Source organism: Nocardia spumae (genome assembly GCF_020733635.1).
Lineage (GTDB): Bacteria > Actinomycetota > Actinomycetes > Mycobacteriales > Mycobacteriaceae > Nocardia > Nocardia spumae.
On record NZ_JAJFZL010000001.1, the window covers coordinates 1,685,026 to 1,705,477 of the forward strand.

Below are 20,452 nucleotides of genomic sequence, written 5' to 3' on the forward strand. Positions count from 1 at the left end.
CGGCGTGTCCGACGGTGGTTCGCACCGGCGTGGCCTTCCGCGACGCGACCGGGCCGGATACCGACCAGCTGTGGTGGCCCGGCCGCGCACGGATTAGGTTGGACCGGTGAGTGTCGCGGATGGCGGCCGCGAGCCGATATCACCACTGGACCCCGAACGGCTCCGGGTCGCGATGCTGACCCGTGAATATCCGCCCGAGGTGTACGGCGGGGCCGGGGTGCACGTCACCGAACTGGTCCCGCAGTTGCGCCGGCTGTGCGACGTGACGGTGCACTGTATGGGCGCCGAGCGATCCGAGGCGGTCGTCCATCAGCCCGACCCCCTGTTGTATGCCGCCAATTCCGCGCTGCAGATGATGTCGGCGCAGCTGCGCATGGCCGATGCGGTCGGTGCGGTGGACATCGTCCACTCCCACACCTGGTACACCGGCCTGGCCGGGCATCTGGCCGCGACGCTCTACGGCATCCCGCACGTGCTCACCGCGCATTCGCTGGAACCGCGGCGGCCGTGGAAGGCCGAACAACTCGGCGGCGGGTACCGGCTGTCCTCGTGGTCGGAACGCACCGCGATGGAGAACGCCGATGCCGTGATCGCGGTGAGCGAGGGGATGCGCCGCGATGTGCTCGACGCCTACCCGACCGTGGATCCGTCCCGAGTCCACGTGGTGCACAACGGTATCGACAGCCGGTCCTGGTTCCCGGGCGGCCCGGTCCCCGAGGCCCGCGATGTGCTCGACGAACTCCGGGTCCGCCGAGACGCCCCGATCGCGGCCTTCGTCGGCCGGATCACCCGGCAGAAGGGGGTCGCGCATCTACTCGCCGCGGCCCGCGATATCGACCCCGAGATCCAGCTCGTCCTGTGCGCCGGCGCCCCCGACACCCCACAGCTCGAGGCCGAGGCCGCCCGGGCGGTGCGCGAACTCGCCGCGACCCGGGGCGGTGTGTTCTGGGTGCGCGATATGTTGCCGACCGAGCAGGTACGCCAGATTCTCGCCGCCGCAACGGTGTTCATCTGTCCGTCCGTCTACGAACCGCTCGGGATCGTGAATCTGGAGGCGATGGCCTGCGGTACCGCGGTCGTCGCCTCGGACGTGGGCGGTATTCCGGAGGTGGTCCTCGACGGGCAGACCGGGCGGCTGGTGCACTACGACCCGCAGCGGCCGGCGGAGTTCGAACGGGATCTGGCGGCCACCGTCAGCGCCCTGGCCGGCGACAGCGCCACGGCCGCGCGGCTCGGCGCCGCCGGCCGGGCCCGAGCCATGGCCGAATTCAGTTGGGCGCAGGTCGCCGGCCGCACCACGGACCTCTACGACCGCATCCGCAAGGGCTGACGCCCGGGCAGGCAGCGGTCGGCCGGTCGCAGTGCCCACGACACCACGGTTAGCACCGCCATCACACTCAGGATCGCGACCTCACCGCGCGCGTATCGAGCGCTCAGATGCGAGCCGCAGCCCGCCGCACTAGGTCGGCAATCTCGACGCGTGGCTCACCACCGCGCTCGCCCACACCTACCTGGATCTGCTGCGCGCCCAGCGCGCCCGGCCCGAACAACCCGGCCCGGCCGCACTGCCCGATCCGCTGGTCGTCACCGCCGATCCCGCGGCGGGACCGGAAGCACAAGCACTGCTGGCGGATTCGCTCGGACTGGCGATGCAGGTGGTGCTGTCGCGCCGATGCCGGCGCGGGCGGGCGCTGGGAGATCCACGGCCCGGGGGATACCGCCACGCGCGCAGTGCTTTTCGCTCGGCCTTCGTCCGATGTCCATCCGGTACTGGTGAACGGCGCTGCCGGTGCGCTGGTCCGGTTCGACGGGCAGCCCGGGGTGTTGCTGGCATTCACGGTGACCGGCGGATCGATCGCCGAGATCGACATCTACGCCGACCGGCAGCAGGTGGGCGCCTTCTTCCCACGATGACATCGCCGGGTGACGCCGGATCGCGCTCAGCGGCGATACGTGGTGACCGTGACCGATGCGGTGACCGGCGCGATGTCCGGTAGGGCGGCGACCAGATCGTCACGGGAGCCGGCGGCGTGATGGGCCGACGGCCCCATGCCGACCACCTGGGCGACCGCCGCGTGATCCAGCGGCATCGCATACTCGACCGCCGCGCTGTCCACGCGGGTGAAATCGGCCGCCAGTGCCTCCGACAGGCGTTCGTCCTTATCGGCCTGCACTCCGACCATGCCGAGCGGGCCGATCAACTCGCCCAGATGCCGTGGAGTCGGGGTGACCACGACGAACCGGCCGCCCGGCCGCAACACCCGGGCCACCTCGGCGGGATTGCGGGGCGCGAAAACCGACAGCACCGCATCGAGGGCGCCGTCGCGGATCGGGAGACCGCGCCAGACATCGGCGAGGATCGAGGCGGCGCGTGGATGTGCGCGCGCGGCCCGGCGCGCGGCCGGTTTGGCGACATCCAGGGCGATACCGTAGGCGGGCGGGACCGCGTCCAATGCCGCGGCCAGGTAGTAGCCGGTGCCGGCGCCGATCTCGAGCAGCACCTCGGGCGTGGCGTCACCGCTCACGGCCTCGGCCGCCGCCCGCGCGATCGGGGTGAAGTGACCCGCGGACTGAAATCGCTCGCGTGCGTCGAGCATGTCGGCGGTGTCGCCACTCATCTTCGTCGCGGCGCCGGTCAGCAGGCTGACATAGCCCTGTTTGGCGATATCGAAACTGTGGCCCCGCGCGCACACCACACGGCGATCTCGTACGTCGATATCGCCACGGCATTCCGGACATGCCACGGCGGAAGCGACGGCGGACAGCGCCGTGGGCGCCGAATCACTCATCCGAGTGCGGACGCACCTGGACGCCCGGTCGGCTCGGGTGGGGCGGGGAGCAGGGATCCGGCCCCCGAAGGTGACCGGATCCCTGCGTACGAGCCCTCACCGGCAATTTCTTCACCGGTTGTTTCGGTTGGGTCGAGCGGTTAGCTGGTGACCGCGGTGAGCTCTTTGCCGAGCGCTGCCGCTTCCTCCGGCGTGAGCTCGACGACCAAACGCCCGCCACCCTCGAGTGGAACCCGCATGACGATTCCACGCCCTTCCTTGGTTGCCTCGAGGGGACCGTCCCCGGTGCGGGGCTTCATGGCCGCCATCCTCTGCTCCCTCCAGATCCGCGCGGTCTGCTGCGCACTTCTCGGAACTAATGTGTTGTCACCAACAGGCAGCCGCCGGACCCGACGAGCGTGTCCGGTGGGCTGCACCACGCCTATTCTTCCTCATCACGGATCCGGCCGGGTAGCTGAGTTCGAAAACCGACCGGCGTGGCGCGCGATCAACGTCGCAGATCGACCCAGCAATCGGCCAGATGGTCATCGACCATTCCGGTGGCCTGCATCAGCGCGTAGGCCGTGGTCGGGCCCACGAAGCGGAACCCCCGTTTTTTGAGTTCGGTTGCGAGAGCTACGGATTCGGGTGTGACGGCGGGCACGTCGGCGAGGGTGGGCGGCCGCGGACGCGCTGGTGGGGCGAACGACCAGAGCAGGTCGTCCAGGCCGGCACCCAGGTCTCGCGCGACTTTGGCATTACCGACACAGGCCAGGATTTTGGCGCGATTGCGCACGATGCCGGGATCGGTCAGCAGTCGCTCGACATCGTCGTCGCCGAATTCGGCCACCCGCTCGATGACGAACCCGTCGAACGCCGCCCGGAATGCCGGGCGTTTCCGCAGGATCGTGATCCACGACAGGCCGGACTGGAACGCTTCCAGGCACATACGTTCGAACAGGGCGTCGTCTCCGTGCAGCGGCCGTCCCCACTCGGTGTCGTGATAATCGCGGTAGAGCTGCGACGACTGGGACCATCCGCAGCGCACCTTTCCGTCGTCCTCGACGGCGGCCGTGCTCACCGCGGTGCTCCGGTTCCCGGAGGCGGGTCACCGGGTAGTGGAGGCGGTGCCCACGATCCGGTGCCCGAAGCCTCGGCCGCGGCGGAGGAAGCTCCGGTGGCAGGGGGTACCGCGGGGGTGTTCGCGGTCGGTTGCCCGGGGCCCGGGGTGGCGGGGAAGGTGCCGGTGCCGGGCGGGACGTGCCCGCCGACTCCCGGCGCCGCCTGGGCGGCGCCGGGGAAGCCGTAGGCCGAGGTGGTCGGTGTGCCCGGCGTCGCGACGCCGAAACCGGTTCCGGGGATGCCGGGATATCCGCCCGTGGTCGGGTCGGTCGGGGGAGTCGAGGGCACCGGGCCGCTGCCGAATCCGGTGACGGTCGGCGGGACGAACCCGGCGCCGCCGTTGAATGGTGGCCCCGCCGGGGCCGGCGGGCCGCCGAATCCGGGGGCGAGCTGACCCGGGGCGGTGGGAAAGCCGGAGATCGTGTTCGCGAATCCGGTGCTGAAATTCGTGGCCGTGCCGTTGGCGGGGCCGTGCGGCTCGATCTCAGCGCCTGGAGCGCTCATCCCGCCGCTACCCGGTGACGCCGGATCCGAGGCCGCGGTGGATGGAGATCCCTGGGCGAGTTGCGTTTCCAGTTCGTCGATGCGGGCGGCCAACCGGCTCAGCGCCCAATCGACCTCACCGGCCTTGTAGCCGCGGAAAACCTGCTGGAAGCGCAGCGCCCGCACATCGGATCCGCGAATCCCCGCCGCGGGCAGCACCGTCACCGTCGTGCCCTCCGGCAGCGGCCCCAACTCCTCCCCGCGCCCGAACACCGCACTGGCCACCAGAAACAACAGCGCGGCCACCAAGCCGACGATGAGCACGTACAACAGCAGCGTGAGCATAGGTCTGAGGATAGGGGGCGCCGCCGACAACGGCGTTCGCAGCTGTGCGGGTCCGGGTTCGTGCCGAACCGTCGGCCCCGGCCGCGGGAGGCACGGTCCGTGCGGAGTACGTGATCGAGGGCGGCCGGCGCGGTGGCAGCCCTCGCATGCGACGATCCCGTGGGCCGGGGTTTCCGGCTCCGACCTGCTACAGGTGCCGGGTGGTGTCGATGCCCAGTGACATCCCGGCCAGGCCGCGGCGGCGCACGGCGAGTTTGTCGGCGATGCCCTGCAATGCCTGGGCGGCGGGGTTCCGCGGATCGCGCAGCACGATCGGCGTTCCCTCGTCGCCGGCCTCACGCAGTTCCTGGGTGATCGGGATCTGGCCGAGCAGGGGGACATCGGCGCCGACCGCGCGGCTGAGGCGCTCCGCGACGTCTTGGCCGCCGCCCGCACCGTAGAGCTCCATGCGGGTGCCGTCGGGCAGATCCAGCCACGACATGTTCTCCACCACGCCGGCGATGCGCTGGCGGGTCTGTAGCGCGATGGCGCCGGCGCGCTCGGCGACCTCGGCGGCCGCCGGCTGCGGAGTCGTCACGACCAGGATCTCGGCGTTGGGGATCAGCTGGGCGATGGAGATCGCGACATCGCCGGTACCGGGCGGCAGATCCAGCAGCAGCACATCCAGGTCGCCCCAGAAGACATCGGCGAGGAACTGCTGCAGCGCGCGGTGCAGCATCGGGCCGCGCCACACCACGGGCGTATTGCCCTGGGTGAACATGGCGATCGAGATGAGCTTCACGTTGTGGGCGATCGGAGGCATGATCATCCGCTCGACCTGGGTCGGGCGTTGGTCGGTGCCGAGCATGCGCGGTACCGAATGGCCGTAGATATCGGCGTCCAGCACGCCGACCGACAGGCCGCGTTCGGCGAGCGCGGCGGCGAGATTGACGGTGACACTGGACTTTCCGACGCCACCCTTACCGGAGGCGACGGCGTACACCCGGGTCAGCGATCCGGGCTGTGCGAACGGGATGACCGGTTCGGCCGAATCGCCGCGCAGCTGCTTGCGCAGTTCGGTGCGCTGCTCATCGCTCATCACATCCAGCTCGACGGTGACCGCGCCGACGCCCGCCACATCGGCGACCGCCTTGGTGACCATTTCGGTGAGCTTGGTGCGTAGCGGGCAGGCCGCCGTCGTCAGGTAGATCTCGACGTGGACACTGCTGTCGTCGCGGACGGCGACACTCTTGACCATGCCGAGTTCGGTGATCGGCTTGCGGATCTCCGGGTCGTCCACCTTTGCGAGCGCGCCCCGCACATCCGTTTCCGTAACCACTGGCATATGGGGGAGTCTAGCGACCGGAGCGACGAGGCCGGAGGCGGCAGCCTGCGTTACCACGGAGGCCTCCGCGTAGGTCGCTGATCGGGCACTGCGACCGGAGCGACGAGGCCGGAGGCGGCAGCCTGCGTTACCACGGAGGCCTCCGCGTAGGTCGCTGATCGCGCACTGCGACCGGAGCGACGAGGCCGGAGGCGGCAGCCTGCGTTACCACGGAGGCCGCCGCGTAGGTCAGATGCGGGGCAGGTCGCTGGCCTTGGGGGCGACGCCCGTGCGGTACGCGACCTCCCACGCCATCACGTTGGCGACGTAGGCCATCGAGTTGTTGTAGCGCATGATCGCCTTCGACTGCTGCGACAGGTCCGACATGTCCAGGCCGCCGGAGCACAGGTAGTTGCCCGCGGTGAGCGCCGCGTCGAAGAGGTTCTGCGGATCGGCGATGCCGTCACCGTCGCCGTCGCCGGCGTACTTGCGCCAGGTCTCGGGCAGGAACTGCATGGGTCCCACCGCGCGGGTGAAGCTGCCCATGCCACCGTCGAGGTCGTCACCGGTCGCGTGGACGACGTTGTTGCCCGCGAGGCTGCCGTCGAGCACCGGACCGTAGATCGGGTCGAGCGCGACGCCCTTGGAGTCCGCCTTGCCGTAGGCGTGATGTGATTCGACCTGGCCGATACCGGCCAGCACCGACCACGGCATGTGGCAGTTCGGGTCCTCCTGGGCCAGAATCCGCTCCGCGTTCTGATACGCCTCGTAGGCGATGCCCGGCATGCCGTTCGGCCCCGGCGGGAGGTCGGCGGCGACCCGGCCGTCCTGCTGCGCAACGGTTCTCACGATCGGGGGGCCGGGATGCTTTGCGGCACGCATCATCTCATCCGGCGCATCCTGCTGGTCGGCGGCCTGTTCGGCGTCCTGAGTGTGTTGCGGCAGAGCCACAGCGGCGAATTCGCCGGTGTTCAACTCGGCGGCAGAGGCACCGACGGCGACGAGTCCCGCGGGGACGAGTCCGGTCAGAGCAATAACGGATCCGCGCCGGACAGGCGTAGCCGGCGGCTTTCGGTGACGTCCCACTATGTGGTGACCCTCCAATGCTCGCTGTGAGCTTTTCGTGACACAACGAGACCAGATTACCGCATCCGAGACCTTTTCGTTACTGCTTCGTGACCGGGTGTCCCGTTTAACCCGAAACCCCCGCGTGAGCAGGGGTTTCGGGTGGGGAACTATTTCGGCGGGGCCGGCAGTGCGGGCAGTGGGACGACGATCCCGAACGGGAGGGTGATGGCCGGCGGCTGCGGCGGGGCCGGGGGAGCGGGCGGCGCCGGCGCCGCGCCCTGCGGACTGGGTTCCGGTGTCTTGGACGGCATTTCCGGCTGCTGATCGGGCGCGGGCGCCGGTGCCGGCGCGCCGTTCGGCTGGGCCGGTGCGCCGGGGGCGGGCCGGTCCTGCGGCTGGGTGCAGGCGGGGGCGGCGGGTTTGGGTGCGTTCGGATCGTTCTGGGCCGCACCGGGATTCGCCGGCATGCTGGGATTCGCCGCCGCGTTCGGATTCGCCGCCGCGTTCGGATCGGCCGGTTTGCCGTCGGCGGCCTGTGGATCGACGGGGCGTACCGGATTGCCCGGCGCCCAGCGCTGGGTTTCCATCGGTGCGGCGGGCCGGCCCGGTTGCGGCATCGGCGCGGGGACCGCGGCCGGATCGCACGGATTCGGCTTCGGTGGGGGGCAGAAGATTCCGCACGGAATCGGTGGCAGGCCGGGCAGATTGATCATCACCTGGGTCGGCTGCTGCGGGGTCGGCACCGTCGTGGTGGCCTGCGACGGCGGTTCCGTCGGGGTCGGAATGGAGCCGTTGGCCGCGAGGATGTCGGGTCCGGCCGGCGGGACGGACATGGTGCCGGGCGGAACCATATCCGGGGATATGGTCACCTGGGTCGGGGTGCCGCCGGTCTTGTAGGCGTTGGCCCAACTCAGCACGTTGGAGGCGTAGGCGGTCGAGTTGTTGTAGCGCAGGACCGCGCGCAGTTCCTGTTGCGGGTCGCGCAGATTCAACCCGCCCGAGCACAGGTACTTCCCGGCGGCCAGTGACGCGTCGAAGACGTTGTTCGGATCCGCCACGCCGTCGCCGTTACCGTCGGAGGCATAGTACGACCAGGTGCCGGGCAGGAACTGCATCGGCCCGACCGCCCGGACGAAGTTGCCGTCGGCGGCCTTGATCACCTCGTTACCCGGGAGGGTCCCGTCCAGGGAGGGACCATAGATGGTGCCGATCGTGGTGCCGGCGGCATCGGTGCGGCCGTGGCCGGCGTGGTTGGACTCGATATGCCCGATACCCGCCAACAGGCTCCAGCTCAGACCGCAGTTCGGTTCCGACGACTGCAGAGTCAGCTCGGCATTGCGATAGGCGGCCAGCACGATCTCCGGAATTCCGAAGGCCCCGTTACCTCCTGGCAATGCGATGTCCCGCAGCGGGACCGTGTCGCCGAACAACGGCGCCCCGTTCGCGGGCGCCGCCATAGCTCGAAGTTTGCGGGGAGGTTCGGGCGCTGCCGGCACCAGTCCGGCTGATGCGGTGTCGGAGTTGCCGGCGTCGGTGGGGGAGCTCGCTGCCGCCAGGCGTGCCTCGGCCGTCTTGGGCGCACTCGTTCTGGCGGTGGTGTGCGCTGCCGAACCGGTAGCCATCAAACCCGCAACCACCAGCGCCGACACGGTAATCGGTCCAGATATTCGCATCGGCACAACCAATCCCCTCGTAGTCATTGGGCGGCCTGTTCAGCACGGGGCCGCCGCGGACAACGTGATCCAGGTTACCTGTCGGTCAGCACGTTGTTATCGATAATTGCGGTCAGCCGCCATCTATTTGAGGCGAAATCGGTACCCGACCCCTCTTTCGATCGGTACTTTTCTTGGTCTTGGCGGCCTCGACAGCATCTTCGTCGTCCAGCGGCGCATGTAGTTGGAGCCGCGCCAGAGCATCTTTGATGTCTTCGAGCTCTCGGCGCAGATAGTCACGAGTGGCCACCTCGCCGACCGCGATCCGCAGCGCCGCCAACTCGCGGGCCAGGAACTCGGTATCGGCCTTGGTCTGCGCGGCACGCGAGCGGTCCTCCTCGAGCGCGACCTTGTCCCGGTTGTCCTGTCGGTTCTGCGCCAGCAGGATCAACGGTGCGGCATAGGCGGCCTGGGTGGAGAAGGCCAGGTTGAGCAGGATGAAGGGGTACGGGTCCCATTGCAGCGAAACCGCGAACACGTTCAGCAGGATCCAGACCACGACCACGACGGACTGCAGCAGCAGATAGCGCCCGGTGCCCAGGAACCGGGCCACGGTCTCGCTGCCACGAGCCACCGCCTCGGCGTCTATCTCGAACCGGAATCGGGATTCGACGGGGGTTTCCAGGCGCTGGCGCGGAAGTGCCTTCTCCGTGCGCACGCCGGCGCGTTCGCTGCGCTCGCTCATTGCTGTGCCTTTCCGGCTTCGGCCGCCCGGCCCGCCGCCGCGACCGCGTGGATCGCGTTCGCCGAATCGGAGCCGTCCTCATCCTGTTCGCGCCAGTCCTCGGGTAGCAGATGGTCCAGGACGTCGTCGACGCTGACGGCTCCGAGCAGGTGGTTCTCCTCGTCCACCACCGGTCCGCAGACCAGGTTGTAGGTCGCGAAGTAGCGGGTGACGGTGGTGAGGGCGGCTTCCGGACGCAGCTGGGTCAGATCGCTGTCGACCAGACCGCCGACCAGTGTCGCGGGGGGTTCCCGCAGCAGCTGCTGGGTGTGCACGCAGCCCAGATAACGGCCGGTCGGGGTGGCGGTGGGCGGGCGGACCACGAACACCATCGACGCCAGCGCCGGGGTGAGGTCGGGATCGCGGACCCGCGCCAGCGCCTCGGCGACGGTGGCGGCGGGAGTGAGTACCACCGGCCGGGGCGTCATCATGCCGCCGGCGGTGTAGGGCGAGTACTCGAGCAGTCGCCGCACCGGTTCGGACTCCTCCGGATCCATCAGCGCCAGCAGCGCTTCGGCCTCCCCGGTGGGCAGTTCACCGAGCAGGTCGGCGGCGTCGTCGGGATCCATCGCCTCCAGCAGATCGGCCGCGCGTTCCACGCCCAGGTGCTGCAGTACGTCGACCTGATCGTCGTCGGGAAGTTCCTGCACCACGTCGGCGAGGCGCTCGTCGTCCAGCGCCCGGGCCAATTCGATGCGGCGCTTCTCGGGCAGTTCACGCAGCAGATGAGCCACATCCGCGGGGCGCAGGCCCTCGAACTGCCCGAGCAACTGGGTGACGTCCTGACCGGGCAGATTCAGTTCGTGCTGGGTCAGCCCGCGCACATCCGACCACTCCACGACGTGGACTTCGCGGCGCCGGCCCAGCCGGCGATGCCCGCGCACCGCCACCCGCGACAGCACCCAGTCCCGGGTGCGGCTCTGTTCGATGCCCAGGTCGACGACGAAAACATCCACTCCCTCGAGGTCGGGCAGTTCGGGGTCTGCGACGCGCACCTTGGAGTCGAGGACCTGGGCCAGGGCCAGCATCTCGCCCGGTCGCTGTTCGAAACGGCGCAAGCTCACGGTGCCGGTGTTGAGGTTCACCGAATTCGGCTCGATCGCGTTGACGCGCAGCATCGGCACGAAAATGCGTTTACGCGTGGGCAATTCGACGAGCAGTCCCAGCACCCTGGGTTGCTGGCGGTCGTAGCGGATGGAGATCACCACGTCGCGGAGGCGGCCGATAGACTCGCCGTCCGGACCCAGTACCACCAGGCCCGCCAGCCTGGCGGCGAAAACTTTCGTTGCTGCCATAAGTGCAAGGCTATGTGGTGCAGCCGCGCGAGACGATTCAGGAGCAGCCCATGTCAACGCGTCGTTCGGTGCTCGCCGTACCCGGCAGTAATCTGCGGATGATCGACAAGGCCAAGGGCTTGCCCGCCGACGAGATCTTCCTGGACCTCGAGGACGCCGTCGCTCCGCCCGCCAAGGCCGCGGCGCGCGCCAACATCATCGCCGCGCTGAACTCACCGGGCTGGGGTGATCAGATCAAGGTGGTGCGGGTCAACGACTGGACCACCCAGTGGACCTACTCCGACGTGATCTCGGTGGTCGAAGGAGCGGGCCGCGATCTGGACGCGATCCTGTTGCCGAAGGTGCTCGACGCCGGGCAGGTACGCGCCCTCGATCTGCTGCTGACCCAATTGGAGAAGGCCAACGGTCTCGAAGTGGGGCGCATCGGCATCGAACCGCAGCTGGAGAACGCGCTGGGCCTGCGCAACATCGATGAGATCGCCACCGCGAGCCCGCGGGTGCGGACCCTGGTCTTCGGCCCGGCCGATTTCATGGCCAGTATCAATATGCGCACCCTGGTGGTCGGCGAACAGCCCGAGGGTTACGAGCCCGGCGACGCCTATCACCACATCCTGATGACCATTCTGCTGACCGCCCGCGCTCACGGACTGCAGGCGATCGACGGTCCGTACCTGCAGATTCGCGATCTGGACGGTTTCCGCCGGGCGGCATCGCGCACGGCCGCACTGGGTTTCGACGGCAAGTGGGTCCTGCATCCCACCCAGATCGAGGCCGCGAACGAGATCTTCAGCCCGCGCCAGGCCGATTACGACCGCGCCGAGGAGATTCTCGACGCCTACGCGTACCACACCTCGGCCGAGGGCGGCGCCCGCGGCGCGGTCATGCTGGGCGACGAGATGATCGATGAGGCCAGCGCGAAGATGGCCCAGGTGGTGGCGGAGAAGGGCCGCGCCGCCGGCATGGCCCGCACCACCACGTTCCGACCCGGCCGATAACCGGGACCTGCCGGCGCCCGGCCGTCACTGCCGCAACCGCGTGGCGCCCTCGCCGGTGATCCGGTCGAGGGCGGCGGACCGCCCGCTGATCAGCAGCAGTAGCGCGGCCGAGGGGCCTTCGACCGCGAGACCGGTACCCGCCGACCATGGGGAATCGGTTGCGGTCAATCGGTATCCGGCGAACCGCCTGCGGGCATGGAAGGGCGCGCCCGTCTCCCAGATCCGCCGCAGTGCCGATACCGCTGCCGCGGTGGGCATCTCCCGTGTGATGCCCAGCGGGATCGCGATGTCCTGGCCGTGCAGGAGCAGATCCATCAGGCGATCGGCCGGGGTGGTCCCGAACGGGACGGCACGCGATCCGACGCTGTCGCGGAACTCGGCGAGCAGTGCCGGGGTCGAGCGGGCGTCGGCGTAGCGGATCGCGGAGTCGCGGATCGCGCGATCGAGGTTGCCGCGCGCCCGAATCAGCCCCATCGCGATCGCCGGCACATCCAGTCGGGTGGCCTGGATCAGATGGGCGGCGACATCGCGCACGCGCCAGCCGTCGCACAGTGAGGGGTGATCCCAGCCGGATGCGGCGAGCGAGCCCAGCAGATCCGCGAGTCCGGCTCGTTCCACGACGATCGCCTGCCAGATCTGTTCGAGGTCCATCGGTGCGGTCATGTTCGTACTCCTCACTGGGGATGCGGATTCCCGTACCGTAGGAATTCCAGTCGGGTGGAGGTGCAAGCGAACGTGACCGAGGCCACACCTCGCGACGAGTTGATCGGCATCGGCGCGCTGTCCCGGTCGACCGGGGTTCCCGTTCGCACGCTGCGGTTCTACTGCGACGAGGGGGTCCTCGACACCGTGCGCAGCGCCACCGGTCATCGGCTGTTCGATCCGGCGACCGCCGCGGAGCAGGTGGCGTTCGTGCGGCGGCTGCGGGGCCTGGGACTCGGTTTGGCCGCGATCGTCGAGGTCCTGCGCGGGGCCGTATCGATCGGCGATGCCGTTGCCGCCGAACGCCGCTCGCTCGACAACGAATTGACGGCACTGCGCTGGCGCCGCGCCGCACTCGTCGCGGTCGAGACCGCCGCACCGGAACTACGCGCCGCGCGCCTCGAACGCCTGGCCGCAGTGCTGGACGGACCGCATGCCCGCGACGGTCTCGTCGCGATATGGCGGCGTCTGCTGGCTCCCATGCCGGCCACCGAATTCGACGGGTTCGTCGAGATGAACGTCCCCGCGCCACCCGCCGATCCCACCGCGGCGCAGGTTCTCGCCTACGCCGACCTCGTCTGCGCCGCAGCCGATCCCGGCTGGTTCGCGGCGGTCTCGCGCCAGCTGTGGGGTGGCGACCGGCGGGCCGTCGTCCACCCGCGCGAACTGCTGGCGGGGGTCGCCGAGGCATGCGCGGCCGTGGGCGTGTCGGCGACGGCGGAGGTCGAGCCGCGCCCCGGTGCGGAACTCGACCGCTTCGTGGCCGCCCATGCCGCCGCCCGTGAGGTTCGCGACACACCGCGATTCCGGAGGCGACTCCGCGGCGCCCTCGGTGACACCGATCCGCGGATCCACCGATATTGGGCTCGCACCGGTGACATGCTGGGCACCACGACCGCCGGGGCCGCGCAGCACTGGCTGTCGCGGGCGCTGGACCGAGATGTCCGTTTCTCGCCCGCGCCGGTAAAATCGGACACGCGGGCGGGGCGCTGAACCGCCGCATCCGGCCGCGACGGCGATATCGACCTAGGATGCGAGAGTTATGACCAATCCGTTGGGTAGTACGAATCGCAATCGGCCCGGCCTGCCGACGCCGCCGTCGGGGTGGCCGGTGGCCTCGTATCCGACCTATGCGGAGGCGCAGCGGGCGGTCGACTATCTGGCCGACAATCAGTTCCCGGTGGAGAACATGACCATCGTGGGTGTCGACCTCATGCAGGTCGAACGCGTGCTCGGCCGTCTCACCTGGGGCAAAGTCATTGGCGGCGGCATGGTTTCGGGCGCTTGGCTGGGTTTGTTCCTGGGTCTGCTGCTGAGCCTGTTCACCACCGGCGGGGTGATCGGACCGCTGGTGGTCGGCTTGATCGGCGGCATCATCTTCGGGCTCATCTCGGCGGTCATCCCGTACGCGGCCACCCGCGGCACCCGCGATTTCGCCTCGACCATGCAGTTGGTCGCCGGGCGCTACGACGTGCTGTGCGATCCGAAGGTGGCCGAGCAGGCGCGTGACATGCTGGCTCGCCTGGCCCTGTAGCGCTCTGGCACGGTAGGGCTATGGAACTCGATCAGGTGCGGGCCGCGGTCCTGACGCATTTCGGCATCCCGCGCGCCGAGTCGGGCTGGGACGCCACCCGCTTCGATTCGGCATCGGTGACCTTCCTGGGACTCGAGCCGATCGAAATCCTGCGTATCCCCGACGGCGAGTTCGTGCACTACGTCACCCTCGGCGGCTCCCGGCATCCGATGACCGATCCCGCCGCGGCGCTGGCCGATCCGCTGCGCGGCCCGCGCGCGGAGCTCGTCTTGACCGTGCGCGGCGGGGCGGGGGTGCAGGCCGGATTACCGCGCGGGCTCGGTGTGCTGATCGCCGCGCCGGCGGTGGAAGGTGTTGTGTTGCAGACCGACGCCCTCCTCGATCTCGGAGAGCCGTTGTGGCGCAACGCGCCGTTCACGGCCGCGCTGCTGGGCACGGCCGATATCGCCGAGGTGCCGCTGCCCGAACCCGCCGAGCCGGTGCGATTCCTGTCCGTCGCGCCGATCACCGCGACCGAGGCCGCCTGGGTGCGGGTGCGGGGTGCGGGGGCATTGCGGGAAGCGTGGGCGGAGGCGGGCATCGATGTGCGGGATCCGGATCGATCCGTGGCGAATCTGTAACCGTCACAACCATTTGTTGCGTCGCAGCGCCACGAACAGCGCACCGCAGATCACCAGAATGATGAGCCATATCAGCCCGTAACCGTAGGTCCACCCCAGCTCCGGCATGTGCTCGAAATTCATCCCGTAGATTCCGGCGATCATGGTCGGCACCGCCGCCATCGCGGCCCAGGCGGAGATCTTGCGCATATCGGTGTTCTGCTGGACGCTCACCTTCGCCAGCGCCGCGTTGATCAGGGCGCTGAGCGCTTCGTCGAAATCACTGATCCGCTCCGCGACGGCGGTGTGGTGATCGGCGACATCGCGCAGATATCGGCGGATCTCCTTCGGCATCGGCAATTCCGTACTGCGACTGAGCAATTGCAGCGGCAGCGCGAGCGGATTGACCGCCCGTCGCAATTCGACGACCTCGCGCTTGAGCTGATAGATCGCCTCGATGGTGAGGCGGCTGCGCGGCGTGAAGACCTCTTCCTCCATGGCCTCCACATCGTCTTCCACCGACTGGGTGACCAGCAGGTACGAGTCGACCACATGGTCGGCGACGGCGTGCAGTACCGCGCCGGGCCCCAGCGCCAGCCGATCGGGATGCTGTTCCATCTGGTCGCGGACCACGGCCAGCGCGGTGTGCTCGCCGTGCCGGACCGTCACGACGAAATCCGGGCCCACGAAGATCATGATCTCGCCCGTCTGCACGATCTCGCTGACCGAATTCGGATCGTGCTCGAGGTATTTCACCGTGCGCAGCACCAGGAACATCGTGTCGTCGTAGCGCTCGAGCTTGGGCCGCTGATGCGCGTGCACGGCATCTTCGACCGCCAGTTCGTGCAGTCCGAAAATCTGTGCCACCTCGGCCATCTGATCCGCATCGGGTGCGTGGATACCCACCCAGACGAAGCCCTTGTTCTGCTTGCGTACCTGCGCCAGCCCGTCCGCCGGGGTGACATGTCCGGGTTGACGCCGCCCGTCGACGTAGACCCCGCAATCGACGATGGCGCGGGCGGTGGGCACCGGAATGCGGGGGACGCGCGGGTTACGCCGCGTCCTCCCGGAGCCACGGAACTGTGGAAACGGAGGTATCGAGGGCACGATGCCGGATGCTAGCGGCTGAGATCGGTGCCCCGCAGGAGATGGTGCGCCGCACCACGGCCGCGCCGCCGCGCCCCGACCGCGTGCCGCACGACCGCGGTTGGGCAAGATGGAGCGCGTGCGCATCGACCTCCACACCCATTCGACCGCGTCGGACGGCACCGAAACCCCCGCCGAGTTGATGCGTGCCGCCGCCGCGGCCGGACTGGATGTCGTCGCGATCACCGATCACGACACCACGGCGGGGTGGGCGGCGGCCGTCGACGCGCTCCCGAGCGGATTACGGCTGGTGCGCGGCATGGAGATGTCGTGTGTGGGGATGGGCGAGGACGGCTGGCCGGTACCGGTGCATCTGCTCGCGTACCTCTTCGATCCCGACGACGGCGCTTTCGCCGCGGAGCGTGAGCGGCTGCGCGGTGAGCGCGTGGCCCGGGTGCGGGCGATGGCGCAGCGGATGGCCGACGACGGATTGCCGATCGATCCGGACGCGGTCGTCGCGGCGGCCGGTCCCGCGGCCGGACGGCCGCATCTGGCGCGGGCACTGGTCGATGCCGGTGTGGTGCCGACGGTCGGCGCGGCATTCACCGATCTGCTGGCCCCGCGGGGCCGCTACTACGCGGAGAAGGCCGATACGCCGCTGCGGCAGGCCGTGGAGATGGTCGCGGCGGCCGGCGGGGTGACGGTGGTCGCCCACGCCCGGGCGCGCACCCGGGGCCGGCTGCTGGCGCTCGACGATATTCGCGAGCTGGCCGGGCACGGTCTGGGCGGACTCGAGATCGACCACCCCGACCACAACGACGCCGATCGCGCGGTACTGCGGGAGCTGGCACGCGAGCTGAATCTGATCACCACCGGTTCCTCGGACTACCACGGTGCCGACAAGCCGGTGCGACTCGGCGAATGCCGTACCGATCCGGCGCAATTCGACCGGCTGGTGGAGAAGGCCAGTGGCGTCGCGGTGATCGCCTCGTGAGGGTGCTGCGGGCGTTGAGCGGAACTGTCGCCGCCGGACTGGTGGTGCTGGCGCTGGTGGTCGTCGGGGCGGCGATCGCGGCGTCACAGCGCGGTTTTCCGGGCCCGGGCGCGACCAGTGTGGGTTGGCATATCGCACTGGCGGTGCTCGCCCTCGGCGCACAGATTTTTTCCGACAGACGTCGGGGAATTCCGGCATTTTTCGGATCGGTGGTCGTCTTTGTGGCGGCAGGTTACCTATTGGTTACGCAATGGTGGAATTGAGCTCCGCGTAACGGTTGCGGTCGGATGAATTGTGGCCGAATATTTTTCTCTGTGAGCGTCCGTAACCGGTCCACAATTCGCGGGGGCGCCCGGTGAACGATGCCGCGCACCCGCCAGCGGGGGATGAGACGACCGCCGATGTCCTGGTGGTCGGTGGCGGGCCCGCCGGTATGTGGTCCGCGTTGACCGCCGTCGCGGCCGGTGCGCGCGTGATTCTCGTCGACAAGGCCCGCTGTGGCCGCAGCGGGCCGTCCGCGAACGGCACCGTCGCGCTGTGGGATATCCCACCCGGACCGGGCCGCGACGAAGTGGTGGCGCACAGCTTCTCGCACGGCGGTGGTCTGGGCGATCCGGAGTGGCTGGATCGGGTACTGGGCGAAACCCATCACCGCATCGATCCGTTGCTGCGCTGGGGTTACCGGCAGGCCGGCGACGCGCTCGGGCCGTCGACCCGGGTCCGGCTGGACGGTCGCCGATATCTGGGTGCGCTGCGGCGTGGCCTGCTGCGGGCCGGGGTGCGGGTGCTCGATCATCATCAGGCGCTGTATCTGCTGGTCGACAGCGACGGCGTGGTGTGCGGGGCAGGTGGTGCGCAGGTGCGCGACAGCTTCCGGAGCTGGACCGTGCGCGCGGGCGGGGTCGTGCTCGCGACCGGTGGCTGCGCATTCCTGTCGGGCGGCGCCGGCACCGACGGCGCCACCGGCGAGGGCCTGCTCATGGCGGCGGAGGCCGGTGGTGAGCTATCGGGGATGGAATTCTCCGGGGCCTACAGCCTGGCGTCGGCGGCCGATCCGCGGGATGTGCGATTCGGCGCGCTGTTCGACGAATCCGGGGCGCTGCTGGAAGGGGACGAGTTCACCGTGCGCTCGGCCGCACTGACGGCATTGGCGCAGGGGCGGCGGATCTATGCCGATCCGATGCGCGGATCGGCGGTGCGGCTGGGTCCGAGGGCGGTGGTTCCGGCCGGCACCACGGCTGTGCCGGGTATCCCGGATCATCGAGCGGATCCGTCCGGCCGGGTGCGGCTGCGCGCGGTCCTGGAGGGTACGGTGCGCGGTTCGGGTGGGCTTCGCCTCGTTGGATTCGATTGTGCGACAACAGTTCCCGGGCTCTACGCGGCCGGCGACATCGCGACCAGGGAACCGGTCACGGGCGCGGTCGGCGGCTTCGGCGGACACGGCGGCGGCTGGGCGATCTCGTCGGGGATGTGGGCCGGATCGGGAGCGGAGCGCTTCGCTCGTCAGCGCGGCCGAGTGGGCCGGGCCCGGCCGCTTCCGGGCGCCGGACTGAATCCGCGCTCCGGAATCGACGCACGCGCGGTGGTCGGGCTGGTGCAGGAACATACGCTGCCGATGCGCCGCAGCTATTGGCGCAGCGCGGGCAGTCTGCGCGACAGCATCGCCGAACTGGATGCGATCTGGCCGGTCACCGAGTGCGAGCTCGGCGGCATCGGCGCCGATCGGGTGCGGGCGCGGCAGGCCGCCGCCCTGCTGGCGGTGGCCCGCTGGACGAAATACAGCGCGCTGGCGCGAACCGAGACCCGTGGGGTGCACCGGCGCACCGACCATCCCGGCGCGACCCAGGACTGGTGTCGGCGGTTGCTCACCGGCGGGGTGAGCCAGGTCTGGGTGCGACCGGCCTGACCAGCGGCGAGCGCGATCTCACAGCCGCGGGGGCGGCCTCGGCCGGACTGTTCACCGCCACTGGATCGCGCGGGCGAGTTTCCCCTTACGCGCAGGTAATTCGGACGCCCTACCCTCGGGAGATGGCAGCGCGCATCCGGTCCCCAGCAGGCTCCGAACAGAGGGATTTGGCAACTATCCGTCCCTACTGGCAGAATGTTGCGGATCCCCGGCCGACGCCACCGCCCGGTCCGGGACGGTTGGTGAGCTTCGGGTCGTGACGCACGGCTCCGATCCGCGGATCACCCCGCAGCCTTGCCCGGACCACCCGTCCGGTTCTCGCTCGACGGATTGTGCACGAGCCCTACAAAGAATGTGAACGTGTTCGCCTGTTGCAGCGGATGGTTCGCCGTCACGATGCGCAGCCGACTCGTTGTCGTTGTACTCGGGACGGCTCGCCGCGCGATGTAATTACCGGACGTATTGCGCGGCCCGTGAACGCCTGGTCGGCGCACGTCGTTCGAATAGTGAATACCTTTTATACGCATACCCGGCGGTAACCGTGAGCCGGTTCAGCCCGGACCGAGCAGGAGTGAAATCGTGTCATCTGTGACTGACGCACCGAATGCCACTACAGCGAGCCGTGAAACCGATACGACCGACCTTTCCGCTATCACTCACGAGGAAATTTTCGCCGGCCATCTCGGTGGCAAGCTTTCGGTGGAATTGTCCGCGCCGCTGGAGACCCAGCGTGATCTGTCGATCGCCTACACCCCCGGCGTCGCGCAGGTGAGCCGCGCGATCCACAAGGACGAGGCGCTCGCCAAGCGGTACACCTGGACCGACCGGCTGGTGGTCGTGGTCAGCGACGGCACCGCGGTGCTCGGCCTCGGCGATATCGGACCGCGCGCCTCGCTGCCGGTGATGGAGGGCAAGGCCGCGCTGTTCAAGAAGTTCGCCGGCCTGGATTCGATTCCGATCGTGCTCGACACCAAGGATGTCGACGAGATCGTGGAGACCCTGGTCCGCCTGCGCCCGAGCTTCGGTGCGGTGAACCTCGAGGACATCTCCGCCCCGCGCTGCTTCGAGATCGAGAAGCGGGTCGTCGAGGCGCTGGACTGCCCGGTCATGCACGACGATCAGCACGGCACCGCGATCGTGGTGCTCGCCGCGCTCAACGGCGCGGCCAAGGTGCAGGGCCGGGACACCGCCGATCTGAAGGTCGTCGTGTCCGGCGCCGGTGCCGCCGGTGTGGCGTGCACGAACATCCTGCTGGCCGCGGGAGTCTCCGATGTGGTGGTGCTCGACTCCAAGGGCATCGTCAGCCGGGATCGCGGTGACCTGAACGAGGTCAAGGCGGATCTGGCCCAGCGCACCAACCCGCGCGGGATCACCGGTGGCGCCGCCGAGGCGCTGTCGGGGGCCGATGTGTTCCTGGGCCTGTCGGCCGGCACCATCGCCGAGGACCTGATCGCGTCGATGGCACCCGAGTCGATCGTGTTCGCGATGTCGAACCCGGACCCGGAGATCCACCCCGAGGTGGCGCACCGCTACGCCGCGATCGTGGCCACCGGCCGCAGCGATTTCCCGAACCAGATCAACAACGTGCTCGCCTTCCCAGGCGTGTTCAAGGGCGCGCTGGATGCCGGTGCGCGCCGGATCACCGAGGGGATGAAGGTCGCGGCCGCCAACGCCATCTTCGGAGTGGTCGCCGACGAGCTCGCGCCCGACAAGATCATCCCGAGCCCGCTGGACCCGCGTGTCGCCCCGGCCGTCGCCGAGGCCGTGGCCGCGGCCGCCCGGGCCGAAGGCGTTGCCTGACAGCGACTTCACACTC

At 69.4% G+C, this 20,452-nt stretch carries 21 protein-coding genes; 10 read left to right on the forward strand and 11 right to left on the reverse strand.

Annotated features, from left to right (window positions below; all coding sequences use genetic code 11):
* Nucleotides 1-172: 172 nt before the first annotated feature.
* Nucleotides 173-1,330, forward strand: coding sequence for a glycogen synthase (gene glgA, locus LKD76_RS07085; protein WP_227985131.1), 1,158 nt, complete (start codon nt 173-175; stop codon nt 1,328-1,330).
* 443 nt (nt 1,331-1,773) lie between these two features.
* Nucleotides 1,774-1,914, forward strand: coding sequence for a hypothetical protein (locus LKD76_RS07090; protein WP_227980199.1), 141 nt, complete (start codon nt 1,774-1,776; stop codon nt 1,912-1,914).
* A 26-nt stretch (nt 1,915-1,940) separates the two neighbouring features.
* On the opposite strand, the gene LKD76_RS07095 is transcribed toward LKD76_RS07090, so the two are convergent.
* The 9 genes from LKD76_RS07095 to LKD76_RS07135 all read right to left on the reverse strand — a co-directional run bounded on the left by LKD76_RS07095 (nt 1,941) and on the right by LKD76_RS07135 (nt 10,820).
* Nucleotides 1,941-2,789, reverse strand: coding sequence for a putative RNA methyltransferase (locus tag LKD76_RS07095; protein WP_227980201.1), 849 nt, complete (start codon nt 2,787-2,789; stop codon nt 1,941-1,943).
* 140 nt (nt 2,790-2,929) lie between these two features.
* On the reverse strand, nt 2,930-3,097 hold the full coding sequence (locus LKD76_RS07100; protein WP_064902036.1) for a DUF3117 domain-containing protein: 168 nt from the start codon (nt 3,095-3,097) through the stop codon (nt 2,930-2,932).
* A 179-nt stretch (nt 3,098-3,276) separates the two neighbouring features.
* The gene (locus LKD76_RS07105; protein WP_227980203.1) at nt 3,277-3,849 is read right to left on the reverse strand and encodes a DNA-3-methyladenine glycosylase I; all 573 of its coding nucleotides are present in this window, start codon (nt 3,847-3,849) and stop codon (nt 3,277-3,279) included.
* Complete coding sequence (locus LKD76_RS32285; RefSeq protein ID WP_372465760.1) at nt 3,846-4,718, reverse strand: DivIVA domain-containing protein; 873 nt, start codon at nt 4,716-4,718, stop codon at nt 3,846-3,848. Before LKD76_RS32285 ends, LKD76_RS07105 begins: the two co-directional genes overlap by 4 nt.
* Before the next feature lie 187 nt (nt 4,719-4,905).
* Nucleotides 4,906-6,042 (reverse strand): Mrp/NBP35 family ATP-binding protein, encoded by a 1,137-nt coding sequence (locus tag LKD76_RS07115; protein ID WP_227980205.1) that lies wholly within the window; start codon nt 6,040-6,042, stop codon nt 4,906-4,908.
* A 228-nt stretch (nt 6,043-6,270) separates the two neighbouring features.
* A complete protein-coding gene (locus LKD76_RS07120; RefSeq protein WP_227980206.1) occupies nt 6,271-7,107 on the reverse strand; it encodes a lytic transglycosylase domain-containing protein in 837 nt (278 codons plus the stop codon).
* Between the two features lie 149 nt (nt 7,108-7,256).
* Nucleotides 7,257-8,546 carry a lytic transglycosylase domain-containing protein gene (locus LKD76_RS07125; RefSeq protein ID WP_227980207.1) on the reverse strand — a complete coding sequence of 430 codons (1,290 nt, stop codon included), beginning with the start codon at nt 8,544-8,546 and terminating at the stop codon, nt 7,257-7,259.
* A 328-nt stretch (nt 8,547-8,874) separates the two neighbouring features.
* A complete protein-coding gene (locus LKD76_RS07130) occupies nt 8,875-9,486 on the reverse strand; it encodes a DUF1003 domain-containing protein (protein ID WP_227980209.1) in 612 nt (203 codons plus the stop codon).
* Nucleotides 9,483-10,820 carry a magnesium transporter MgtE N-terminal domain-containing protein gene (locus LKD76_RS07135; RefSeq protein ID WP_227980211.1) on the reverse strand — a complete coding sequence of 446 codons (1,338 nt, stop codon included), beginning with the start codon at nt 10,818-10,820 and terminating at the stop codon, nt 9,483-9,485. Before LKD76_RS07135 ends, LKD76_RS07130 begins: the two co-directional genes overlap by 4 nt.
* A 50-nt stretch (nt 10,821-10,870) precedes the next feature.
* On the opposite strand from LKD76_RS07135, the gene LKD76_RS07140 reads away from it, so the two are divergent.
* Nucleotides 10,871-11,815 (forward strand): HpcH/HpaI aldolase/citrate lyase family protein, encoded by a 945-nt coding sequence (locus LKD76_RS07140; RefSeq protein ID WP_227980213.1) that lies wholly within the window; start codon nt 10,871-10,873, stop codon nt 11,813-11,815.
* Nucleotides 11,816-11,839: 24 nt separating this feature from the next.
* On the opposite strand, the gene LKD76_RS07145 is transcribed toward LKD76_RS07140, so the two are convergent.
* Entirely contained in the window at nt 11,840-12,478 is a 639-nt protein-coding gene (locus LKD76_RS07145; protein WP_227980214.1) for a maleylpyruvate isomerase family mycothiol-dependent enzyme, read from the reverse strand.
* A 72-nt stretch (nt 12,479-12,550) separates the two neighbouring features.
* Here LKD76_RS07145 and LKD76_RS07150 point away from each other — a divergent pair, with 72 nt between their 5' ends.
* From LKD76_RS07150 to LKD76_RS07160, 3 genes are read left to right on the forward strand one after another with little or no spacing between them, the layout of a single operon-like run.
* Nucleotides 12,551-13,510 carry a MerR family transcriptional regulator gene (locus tag LKD76_RS07150; RefSeq protein WP_227980215.1) on the forward strand — a complete coding sequence of 320 codons (960 nt, stop codon included), beginning with the start codon at nt 12,551-12,553 and terminating at the stop codon, nt 13,508-13,510.
* 49 nt (nt 13,511-13,559) lie between these two features.
* Nucleotides 13,560-14,051, forward strand: coding sequence for a YflT domain-containing protein (locus tag LKD76_RS07155; protein ID WP_227980217.1), 492 nt, complete (start codon nt 13,560-13,562; stop codon nt 14,049-14,051).
* Nucleotides 14,052-14,071: 20 nt separating this feature from the next.
* Nucleotides 14,072-14,671 (forward strand): suppressor of fused domain protein, encoded by a 600-nt coding sequence (locus LKD76_RS07160; protein ID WP_227980218.1) that lies wholly within the window; start codon nt 14,072-14,074, stop codon nt 14,669-14,671.
* 3 nt (nt 14,672-14,674) lie between these two features.
* On the opposite strand, the gene LKD76_RS07165 is transcribed toward LKD76_RS07160, so the two are convergent.
* The gene (locus tag LKD76_RS07165) at nt 14,675-15,757 is read right to left on the reverse strand and encodes a magnesium and cobalt transport protein CorA (RefSeq protein ID WP_227980219.1); all 1,083 of its coding nucleotides are present in this window, start codon (nt 15,755-15,757) and stop codon (nt 14,675-14,677) included.
* 118 nt (nt 15,758-15,875) lie between these two features.
* Here LKD76_RS07165 and LKD76_RS07170 point away from each other — a divergent pair, with 118 nt between their 5' ends.
* From LKD76_RS07170 to LKD76_RS07185, 4 genes are all read left to right on the forward strand, one after another.
* Nucleotides 15,876-16,730, forward strand: a complete 855-nt coding sequence (locus tag LKD76_RS07170; RefSeq protein ID WP_227980220.1) for a PHP domain-containing protein — start codon at nt 15,876-15,878, stop codon at nt 16,728-16,730.
* 2 nt (nt 16,731-16,732) lie between these two features.
* Nucleotides 16,733-16,993 (forward strand): hypothetical protein, encoded by a 261-nt coding sequence (locus LKD76_RS07175; RefSeq protein WP_308188507.1) that lies wholly within the window; start codon nt 16,733-16,735, stop codon nt 16,991-16,993.
* A 92-nt stretch (nt 16,994-17,085) separates the two neighbouring features.
* Nucleotides 17,086-18,636: an FAD-dependent oxidoreductase gene (locus tag LKD76_RS07180; protein ID WP_227980222.1), complete on the forward strand. Its 1,551-nt coding sequence runs from the start codon at nt 17,086-17,088 to the stop codon at nt 18,634-18,636.
* Nucleotides 18,637-19,224: 588 nt separating this feature from the next.
* Nucleotides 19,225-20,436: an NAD(P)-dependent malic enzyme gene (locus tag LKD76_RS07185; protein ID WP_227985132.1), complete on the forward strand. Its 1,212-nt coding sequence runs from the start codon at nt 19,225-19,227 to the stop codon at nt 20,434-20,436.
* The last annotated feature ends 16 nt before the right edge of the window (nt 20,437-20,452 follow it).

What these genes read in the sequence shown, in the direction of transcription:
- LKD76_RS07100 (WP_064902036.1), bottom strand. Translation starts at nt 3,097, where the DNA reads ATGGCGGCCATGAAGCCCCGCACCGGGGACGGTCCCCTCGAGGCAACC.
- LKD76_RS32285 (WP_372465760.1), bottom strand. Translation starts at nt 4,718, where the DNA reads ATGCTCACGCTGCTGTTGTACGTGCTCATCGTCGGCTTGGTGGCCGCG.
- LKD76_RS07125 (WP_227980207.1), bottom strand. Translation starts at nt 8,546, where the DNA reads ATGGCGGCGCCCGCGAACGGGGCGCCGTTGTTCGGCGACACGGTCCCG.
- LKD76_RS07135 (WP_227980211.1), bottom strand. Translation starts at nt 10,820, where the DNA reads ATGGCAGCAACGAAAGTTTTCGCCGCCAGGCTGGCGGGCCTGGTGGTA.
- LKD76_RS07130 (WP_227980209.1), bottom strand. Translation starts at nt 9,486, where the DNA reads ATGAGCGAGCGCAGCGAACGCGCCGGCGTGCGCACGGAGAAGGCACTT.
- LKD76_RS07095 (WP_227980201.1), bottom strand. Translation starts at nt 2,789, where the DNA reads ATGAGTGATTCGGCGCCCACGGCGCTGTCCGCCGTCGCTTCCGCCGTG.
- LKD76_RS07140 (WP_227980213.1), top strand. Translation starts at nt 10,871, where the DNA reads ATGTCAACGCGTCGTTCGGTGCTCGCCGTACCCGGCAGTAATCTGCGG.
- LKD76_RS07115 (WP_227980205.1), bottom strand. Translation starts at nt 6,042, where the DNA reads ATGCCAGTGGTTACGGAAACGGATGTGCGGGGCGCGCTCGCAAAGGTG.
- glgA (WP_227985131.1), top strand. Translation starts at nt 173, where the DNA reads ATGCTGACCCGTGAATATCCGCCCGAGGTGTACGGCGGGGCCGGGGTG.
- LKD76_RS07145 (WP_227980214.1), bottom strand. Translation starts at nt 12,478, where the DNA reads ATGACCGCACCGATGGACCTCGAACAGATCTGGCAGGCGATCGTCGTG.
- LKD76_RS07155 (WP_227980217.1), top strand. Translation starts at nt 13,560, where the DNA reads ATGACCAATCCGTTGGGTAGTACGAATCGCAATCGGCCCGGCCTGCCG.
- LKD76_RS07160 (WP_227980218.1), top strand. Translation starts at nt 14,072, where the DNA reads ATGGAACTCGATCAGGTGCGGGCCGCGGTCCTGACGCATTTCGGCATC.